This window comes from Nocardioides sp. P5_C9_2, assembly GCF_054049555.1.
The window spans coordinates 1-6,210 of the sequence record NZ_JBFUMD010000212.1; the positions used below are offsets into that span (position 1 = coordinate 1).

7 protein-coding genes and 1 pseudogene are annotated in these 6,210 nt (G+C 72.1%); 5 read left to right on the forward strand and 3 right to left on the reverse strand.

The window, feature by feature from the left end; translation table 11 throughout:
- Window positions 1–18: 18 nt before the first annotated feature.
- On the reverse strand, window positions 19–711 hold the full coding sequence (locus tag ACXJKL_RS11880) for an MOSC domain-containing protein (RefSeq protein ID WP_457207256.1): 693 nt from the start codon (window positions 709–711) through the stop codon (window positions 19–21).
- Window positions 712–758: 47 nt separating this feature from the next.
- Entirely contained in the window at window positions 759–1,532 is a 774-nt protein-coding gene (locus ACXJKL_RS11885) for a DUF427 domain-containing protein (RefSeq protein WP_457207257.1), read from the reverse strand.
- A gap of 103 nt (window positions 1,533–1,635) precedes the next feature.
- On the opposite strand from ACXJKL_RS11885, the gene ACXJKL_RS11890 reads away from it, so the two are divergent.
- From ACXJKL_RS11890 to ACXJKL_RS11910, 5 genes are all read left to right on the forward strand, one after another.
- A complete protein-coding gene (locus tag ACXJKL_RS11890; RefSeq protein ID WP_457207258.1) occupies window positions 1,636–2,181 on the forward strand; it encodes a DnaJ family domain-containing protein in 546 nt (181 codons plus the stop codon).
- A 60-nt stretch (window positions 2,182–2,241) separates the two neighbouring features.
- Window positions 2,242–3,321 carry an HpcH/HpaI aldolase/citrate lyase family protein gene (locus ACXJKL_RS11895; RefSeq protein ID WP_457207259.1) on the forward strand — a complete coding sequence of 360 codons (1,080 nt, stop codon included), beginning with the start codon at window positions 2,242–2,244 and terminating at the stop codon, window positions 3,319–3,321.
- Window positions 3,322–3,325: 4 nt separating this feature from the next.
- Window positions 3,326–4,213: an HpcH/HpaI aldolase/citrate lyase family protein gene (locus ACXJKL_RS11900; protein WP_457207260.1), complete on the forward strand. Its 888-nt coding sequence runs from the start codon at window positions 3,326–3,328 to the stop codon at window positions 4,211–4,213.
- Between the two features lie 135 nt (window positions 4,214–4,348).
- On the forward strand, window positions 4,349–4,492 hold the full coding sequence (locus tag ACXJKL_RS11905) for a hypothetical protein (protein WP_199907670.1): 144 nt from the start codon (window positions 4,349–4,351) through the stop codon (window positions 4,490–4,492).
- Between the two features lie 111 nt (window positions 4,493–4,603).
- Window positions 4,604–5,920: an MFS transporter gene (locus tag ACXJKL_RS11910; RefSeq protein WP_457207261.1), complete on the forward strand. Its 1,317-nt coding sequence runs from the start codon at window positions 4,604–4,606 to the stop codon at window positions 5,918–5,920.
- A gap of 21 nt (window positions 5,921–5,941) precedes the next feature.
- On the opposite strand, the pseudogene ACXJKL_RS11915 reads toward ACXJKL_RS11910, so the two are convergent.
- Window positions 5,942–6,210: pseudogene (locus ACXJKL_RS11915) on the reverse strand (urocanate hydratase); the annotation flags it as partial.

Sequence of the window (6,210 nt, forward strand, 5' to 3'; positions counted from 1 at the left end):
CTACCCCGAGAACCGCGTTCAGGAGCGCCGGGCGAGCAGCCGGGTGAAGTACGCGCGGCTCTCCTCGTCGAGGTCGTCGTGGCCGAGCGCCTCACGGGCCGCGTCCGCGTCGCCCATCCAGGCCCTGAGCAGCGTCGGGACGGCCAGGCCGGACCCGGAGCGCCGGACGGTGATGGTGTCGCCGGGCCGAATCGTGCCCGGCTCGAGCACGGCGAGGTAGGTGCCGGCCCGACCGCGCTCGGCGAAGCGCCGCACCCAGGCCCGCTCCCCCATCCGCAGGGCGAACGTCGCGCACGGCACCCGAGGCGCGCTGACCCGCAGCACGGCACCGCCGACCGTCCACACGTCGCCGTACTCCGAGGCGTCGACGTCGATCCCGACGGTCGTGAGGTTCTCGCCGAACATGCCGTCGGGCAGCTCGCGCCCGAGCTCTCGTCCCCAGTGGTCGAGCTCCTCGCGGGCGCACGCGTAGACCGCCTGGTCGCTCCCGCCGTGGTGGCGCCCGCTCCCCACGAAGTCGCCCGCGACGCCCGAGAAGCCCTCCCCGTCGGGGCCGCGCCGCTTGGGGCCCGGGTCCGCGACCTCGATCCGGTCGACCGGGACCTTGCCGATGCCGGTCGGCGTCTTCTTCCCGCTGCGCGGGGCGGGCGAGCCGACGTTGACGGAGAGCACGGACGCCACGGGTGGAGCGGGCGCAGCGGGGGGAGCCATGCGCGGAGCCTACGGACGTGCGCGCCGCCACAGCGAGCGAGTTCGCCTCACTCCCCGCCCGGTCGTTGCTCCGCCCGGCTGAACGGCGACTCYGGCCGCTCCAGCAGGACGCCGTCCACCCGCAGGTCGACGAGCTCGTTGTAGAAGCAGATCCGGTCGCGGATGGCGTCGACGGCCGGCAACGGTGCCGCGTAGGACCACGCGACGTTGCGCACCTCGGGTGGACCCGCGAAGGTCCAGTAGGCGTGCGCGGTCCCCTTGTAGGGGCAGGCCGAGACGTTGTCCGTCGGCGTGAGCAGGTCGAGCCGGACGTCCTCGCGGGGCAGGTAGTAGCGCGTCGGCAGGTCCGTCTCGAGCAGCAGCACCGGCCGGTCGCTGGTCGCCACCGCCGTGTCGCCGACCAGCACCTCGACGTGGCGCGAGCTCCGCAGGGTCTCCACCCGCTTGTGCGGGTCCCGCGGGTGCAGGGAGACCGCCTCGTCCTCCTCGGTCCAGGCCAGCCGGCCGGGCTCCCACGTCAGCAGCACCCGGTCCGGGAGGTCCTCGAGCGTCCAGGCGCCGCACTCGACGACGTCGTCCCCGGCCACCACGTCGTACCACTGCGCCACCGGCAGGTGCGGTCGGAAGAAGAAGGACCCGTCGTACGACGTCCCGCTCGCCGGCCGGAGCGCTCCGTCGGTCACCTCGTCGCGGGCGAACCCGTAGACCGGCGGGAACCCGGGCTGCCAGACCAGCAGCGGGTCCTGGGTCTCGACGACCACGGCGTCGCCGAGCCGGCCGCGGACACGTTTGTCGATCCGCTCGGTGCGGAGCGTGCTCATCGCTCGAGTGTGGCACCAGGGCCGCCCGCCCGGCCACCCGCCGACCGGACCCCTCCGACCCCGTCCGCCCACGACCTACGCTGGGGGCCTCGGAGGTGACCAGATGACCGACCAGGACCCGGACGACGACCCGCGCCGGCACGAGCGTGCCCGCGACGACCGCACGGGCCAGTCCGCGGCGGCGGCCCGGATCCAGCACCAGGGTCAGTGGGTCGAGCAGCAGCTGCGGATCGCCTTCGAGCGCGGCGACTTCGACGACCTGCCCGGCGCGGGCAAGCCGCTGGAGGGCCTCGGCACCGATCCCGACCCCGACTGGTGGGTCAAGCGGCTCGTCGAGCGCGAGCAGATCAGCGTCCTGCCGCCCGCGCTGGAGCTGCGCAAGGAGGACGCCGAGCTCGAGCGGCGCCTGGACCGGATCACCGCCGAGTCCGAGGTCCGGGAGGAGCTCGAGGGCTTCAACGCGCGCGTCCGCCGCGCCCGGATGCAGCTGCTCGGCGGACCGCCGGTGATCACCCCCGAGCGCGACGTCGAGGCCGAGGTCGAGGCCTGGCACGGGCGTCGTACGGCGCGCATCGAGGCCCAGCGCGCCGCCCTGGCCGCCCACCAGCCGGAGCGCGGCCGGCGGCGGTGGTTCGGCCGCCGGCGCTGAGCCCGTCCGAGTGGAGTACGTCATACCCGTTGGTCACAGGGTTTCGGTAGGTTCCGCCCCATGCGCCCAGCCAAGGACTTCTTCCGCCCGCTCGCCGTCGGGGMCCCGACCCCGGTCACCGAGATCCCGGCCCGACCCAGCCGAGCGATCCACTTCTTCGACCCGTCCAACGCGAAGATGGCGGCCAAGGTGCCGCAGATGGTCGGCACCGTCGACGTCCTGCTCGGCAACCTCGAGGACGCCGTCAAGGCCGACAACAAGGAGGCCGCCCGCGCCGGGCTCGTGCGCATCGCGAAGGAGACGGCCGATCTCGGAGGGCAGAGCGGCCCGACGCAGCTGTGGACGCGGATCAACGCCCTCGACAGCCCGTGGGTGCTCGACGACCTCACCACGCTCGTCTCCGAGATCGGCGACAAGCTCGACGTGATCATGGTCCCCAAGGTGCAGGGCGCCGAGGACATCCACTACGTCGACCGGCTGCTGGCCCAGCTCGAGGCCAAGGCGGGCCTGGACCGCCCGATCCTGGTCCACGCGATCCTGGAGACCGCCCGCGGCGTCGCCAGCATCGAGGAGATCTGCGGGGCCAGCCCGCGCATGCAGGGCCTGTCGCTCGGGCCCGCCGACCTCGCGGCCGACCGCCGGATGAAGACCACTCGCGTCGGCGGCGGCCACCCCGGCTACCTGGTGCGACAGGACGCCAACCCGGACCAGCCGGAGGCGCACCGCGACATCTTCCAGCAGGACCTGTGGCACTACACGATCGCGCGGATGGTCGACGCCTGCGCGATGCACGGCATCTACCCCTACTACGGGCCGTTCGGCGACATCGCCGACACGACCGCGTGCGAGGACCAGTTCCGCAACGCCTTCCTGCTCGGCTGCGTCGGCACGTGGAGCCTGCACCCCACGCAGATCGAGATCGCCAACCGCGTCTTCGCGCCCAGCGCCGCCGACATCAAACACGCCCGCCGGGTCGTCGCCGCCATGGGCGACGGCACGGGCGCGGTCATGCTCGACGGCAAGATGGAGGACGATGCCTCCCTCAAGCAGTGCCTGGTGATGGTCGAGCTCGCCGAGCAGCTCGCGGCGATCGACCCGCGCCTCAAGGCCCAGTACGACGCCATCACGATCGAGGACTGACCCGATGACGACCGACCTCCGTCCATCCCAGATCGACTTCCGTCCGCGCCGCTCCGTGCTCTACATGCCCAGCTCCAACGAGCGGGCCCTGGAGAAGGCCAAGACGCTGCCCTGCGACGGGCTCATCCTCGACCTCGAGGACGCCGTCGCGCCCGACGCCAAGGAGGCCGCCCGCGACGCCGCCTGCGCCGCCGCCGCCGGTGGGGAGTACGGCAGCCGGGAGCTGACCATCCGGGTCAACGGCGCCGACACCGAGTGGCACGCCGCGGACATGGCCGCCGCGTGCGCCGCCGGGCCGGACGCGATCGTCGTACCCAAGGTGGACAGCGCGGACGCGGTGCGCTCCCTCGTCGAGACGATGACCGCCCACGACGCGCCCGAGCACACCGCGCTCTGGGCGATGGTGGAGACGCCGTACGCRATGCTCCACGCCGAGGAGATCGCCGCCGCCTCCGAGCGGCTCACCGTGCTGGTGATGGGCACCAACGACCTCGTCAAGGAGCTGTACGCCGAGCACGTGCCGGGCCGCCAGCCCGTCCTGGCCGGGCTCTCGCTCGCCCTGCTCGCGGCCCGGGCCACCGGCAAGGTCATCCTCGACGGTGTCTACAACGACGTGAAGGACGCCGACGGCTTCCTCGCCGAGTGCGCGCAGGGCCGGCAGATGGGATTCGACGGCAAGACGCTGATCCACCCCGGTCAGGTCGAGGGCGCCAACGCGGCCTTCGCACCGAGCGAGCAGGCGGTGGAGACGGCGCGCGGGATCCTGCAGGCCTGGGAGGGCCGGACCTCGCACGTGGTGACCCACAACGGCCGCCTCATCGAGGCGCTGCACGTCGAGTCGGCCCGGCGCACGCTGTCGATCCACGACGCGATCGAGGCGCTGYAGTCCTGACCGTGACCCGGTCGAGCCAGGCCCGCACCACCCGAAAGAACTAGTTGTACCCGTCCGGGTGTTGGCATTTCGTCCGGATATCGGGCAATGTGACCGGGCGGTCTCAGATCGAGACCTCTTAGGAGGGCAGCACCCATGGTCGTACTCGGCCTGATTCTTCTGATCGTCGGCCTCGTGGCCAAGATCTCCATCCTCACCACGATCGGCGCGATCCTCTTGGTCGTCGGCCTGATCCTCAACTTCGTGCCGATCGGCGGCAACAGCCGTCGGGTCTGGTAGCACCACACCAGACGCACGACACTTTCGTGGCCCGGTCCCCTCGGGGGCCGGGCCACTGTCATGTCCGGAGGGGATTGGTGAACTGTCGGTGCCACGGGTGAGGATCGCCCCGTGAGCACGACGACCCGGCCCGGCATGCGCGCCTTCTGGAGCTCCCTCCCGGTGGAGGGTCGCTGGTTGCTGTCGACAGTCGTGGTGCAGACCCTCGGACGCGGCCTGACCCTCCCGTTCACGATCATCTACATGCACGAGGTCCGCGGGATCTCCCTGGACCTGGCCGGCCTGCTGATGGCCTTCATCGCCGTCGTCGCGCTGGCGGTCACCGGGCCCGGCGGCGCGCTCGTCGACCGGCTGGGCGCCCGGCGGATGCTGCTGTTCTCGACCAGCGCCCAGGTGGTCGGGTGCGCGGTCATCGCCTTCGCCACGTCGCCGGCCGAGTTCCTGGTCGGCTTCGCGTTCCTCGGCTTCAACTTCGGCGTCTCCTGGCCGGCCTTCAACGCCCTCGTCGCCGCGGTCACGACCGGCGAGACCCGCCAGCAGTACTTCGGGATCAACTTCGCGCTCGTCAACCTCGGCATCGGCACCGGCGGCATCATCGGCGGGTTCTACGCCGACGTCAGCGACCCCGCGACCTTCAGCGCGATCTTCCTGGCGGACGCCGCCTGCATGCTCGTGCCGATCGCGATGCTGCTGGGACCGCTGCGCCACGTCCACGGTCGCGCCGAGCGCCCCGACGACGAGGACCCCGCGGCCGGGTCCTACCTCGCGATCGTGCGCCAGCCGGCCGTCCTGTGGCTCACCGCGCTGACCTTCCTGGCCACCTTCGTCGGCTACGGACAGATCGAGGCCGGCCTGCCGGCGTTCGCCCGGACGGTCAGCGAGGTCTCCACGCGGGTGATCGGCTTCGGCTTCGCCGTCAACACCGCCACCATCGTGCTGCTCCAGTTCGTCGTGCTGCGCCGGATCAGCGGCCACCGACGCACCCGGGTGCTGCTGGTGATGACGGCACTGTGGTCACTGGCGTGGCTCGTGCTCGGCCTGACCGGCCTCGTGCCCGGCACCGTCGCCGCGGCCGTGGGCGTGCTGGCCTTCAACGCCGTCTTCGCCCTCGGCGAGACGCTCCTCCAGCCGACCATCCCGGCCATCACCAACGACCTCGCGCCCGACCACCTGCGCGGGCGCTACAACGCGGTGAGCGCCGGCGCCTTCCAGGGCGGCACGATCCTGGGTCCGGTGGTGGCCGGCTTCATGCTCAACCACGGGTGGTCCTGGGCGTTCGTCTCGATGATCGTGGTCGGCTGCGCCCTGATGGCGGTGCTGGCGCTGATCCTGGAGACGCTCATCACCCCCGTCGTCAACGGCATCACGGCGGGAGACACCACGCCGATGACCGACCCGGTCACCGGGGAGCCGGTCATCACCGACTGACCGGACCCACCACCGGCGGTATCAGCCCTCCTGCATCGGGATGCGTACGCCGCGCTCGGCGGCCACCTCGGAGGCCCGGTCGTAGCCCGCGTCGACGTGGCGGATCACGCCCATGCCGGGGTCGTTGGTGAGGACCCGCTCGATCTTCTGCGCGGCGAGCTCGGTGCCGTCCGCGACGCACACCTGGCCGGCGTGGATCGAGCGGCCCATCCCGACGCCGCCCCCGTGGTGGATCGACACCCAGCTGGCACCGGAGGCCGTGTTGACCAGGGCGTTGAGCAGCGCCCAGT